Origin of the sequence: Sulfurimonas sp. (assembly GCF_019429335.1) — a bacterium.
Lineage (GTDB): Bacteria > Campylobacterota > Campylobacteria > Campylobacterales > Sulfurimonadaceae > Sulfurimonas.
In genome coordinates this window covers 1-1962 of sequence record NZ_JAHYJB010000069.1, presented here as the reverse complement: position 1 = coordinate 1962, position 1962 = coordinate 1, and the positions used below count along the sequence as shown (strand labels likewise).

Genomic DNA, 1962 nt, shown 5'->3' with positions numbered 1-1962 from the left:
AAACTCTCTAATCTGACTAAAAATTTTGAGTTTATTACAAGAGAGCTTAAACTCAACAAGCCGTTAGTTGACAAGGGAATCGTATCCGAGGTTGAGTATTTAAAACTTCAAAGAGAAGCAAGCACCATTGAAGGGCAGATGAAATCTACAAAACTCTCCATTCCCCGCCTTAACTCTATTATAGATGAACAGCGAAACAATATTTTGGAAGTTCAGTTCAAATTTCGCAACATTGCAAAAGAAAAATTCAATGAAATCAAAGCTGAAATGTCAAGGATTGAGAGTGCTATTATTGCCAGAGAAGACAAAGTAAAGAGAACGTTTGTGCGCTCTCCCGTAGATGGAACAATCAAGCAGCTGCTTGTCAATACAGTAGGCGGCGTTCTAAAACCGGGAATGAATATAATTGAGGTCGTTCCTACGCAAGACAATCTGCTTATCGAAGCAAAAATAAGACCGGCAGATATCGCTTTTTTATTTCCAGGACAGCGCGCCATCGTAAAATTCTCTGCCTATGATTTTGCGATATACGGCTCGCTAAGAGGCACACTGACACACATTAGCGCCGATACTATCTACGATGAAGCCAGTAGGCAAAACTACTATCTCGTACGCATAAAAACAGATAAAAATCACCTTGGAGAAGAGGAACATAAGCTAAATATTATGGTCGGTATGACGGCTGATGTGGACATTATAACCGGTAAAAAAACGGTGCTTGACTACATCTTAAAACCAATACTACGTGCACGTGAAAATGTACTTAGTGAAAGGTAGCTATGAAAAAGATAATTCTGTTCACAAATATGTCTTCAATAAGAAAACATTGGGAGAGAGCTTTAGAAAAATCACATGAGACGCTACATGTAGAAAATTTTGATGCGCTGCTTCAATATTTGGCAGAAGAGAAGAGTAAAACTATAGTTATGATTGATGAGATGAGCGTTTTAAATATTGAAGATGTGCTCTCAAAGCTAAAAGAGTATCCGCAAGCAATAATGTTAATCTTCAATGCCATTCCTGAAGTTTATCATGCGTCCACTCTGATTGGAAGTGGCATAAAAGGATATGAGAACTCGTATATAAATAGAGATAACCTGCTAAAAATGCTCTCAACCGTAGAAGAGGGAAACAACTGGCTCTTTGCTGATTTGACATACTTTATTATAAACAAATATATGCAAAACAAAAAGAAAGACGAACCTGATTTTATGCCGCTATTGACCGAGAAAGAGAAGGATATCGCACTAATGATTGCCGAGGGGTTAAACAACAAAGAGATAGCACAAAGAGAAAAAATTGCACTCTCAACCGTAAAAGGTCACATCCACCATATATTTGAAAAGGCGAATGTAACCGACAGAATCTCTTTAGCGCTAAAGTTTAAGTAATAAAATCAGATAACTTCAACCGCTATATCGACGTCAATAAGAAGCTGTACGCTTGAGTCTGCTATATTTGTATATGTGTCATAACCTGTCTCTGTAACACTAGGAGAAGTGTCAATAACCCATCCGTTATCTGCCAAATTAACAATCCCGTCACCGCTGTCTCCAGTAATTTTAAGCACATTGTCGCCGTCCGTTATATCAATGACGTCTGCCAATGTAATATTTGACAATGTATAATCACCGCTAGAGAGATTGATTTCATCTACTGAGTCAGGAGCATCGCCTTCAAAATCATTATTTTGATCTAATAAAGCCTCCATATCTATGTTGCCGCCAGGTGAACTGTCAAAAGTAAGAACCTGCTGACCATCAGGACCCATTATCTCAAAATCATCTATACTCCAAGCTTCCGTACCCTTTCCATGATCTACGGTATTTTCAGATTGAAACTCAACCCTAATAAGCCCATTTTCAGGAACTGTAACGTCAAAATCATAGTCAAAGTATCCTACACCCTCACTATCAGGAGAAAATGACTGAGTTTTTATCACGTTATCTTCACTGTCATAAA

At 38.1% G+C, this 1962-nt stretch carries 3 protein-coding genes; 2 read left to right on the top strand and 1 reads right to left on the bottom strand.

The annotated features are described in order from the left end of the window. Together K0A91_RS10930 and K0A91_RS10925 are read left to right on the top strand one after the other, a co-directional pair. Nucleotides 1-777 (top strand): HlyD family type I secretion periplasmic adaptor subunit (locus K0A91_RS10930; RefSeq protein WP_295010250.1); only part of this gene is annotated, 777 nt, incomplete at its 5' end. 2 nt (nucleotides 778-779) lie between these two features. Continuing rightward, nucleotides 780-1391, top strand: coding sequence for a response regulator transcription factor (locus tag K0A91_RS10925; RefSeq protein WP_295010248.1), 612 nt, complete (start codon nucleotides 780-782; stop codon nucleotides 1389-1391). A gap of 5 nt (nucleotides 1392-1396) precedes the next feature. On the opposite strand, the gene K0A91_RS10920 is transcribed toward K0A91_RS10925, so the two are convergent. Further along, on the bottom strand, nucleotides 1397-1962 hold a 566-nt coding region (locus tag K0A91_RS10920), incomplete at its 5' end, for a hypothetical protein (protein WP_295010246.1).

Coding starts and splice junctions, on each gene's coding strand:
- K0A91_RS10925 (WP_295010248.1), top strand. CDS start 780: ATGAAAAAGATAATTCTGTTCACAAATATGTCTTCAATAAGAAAACAT.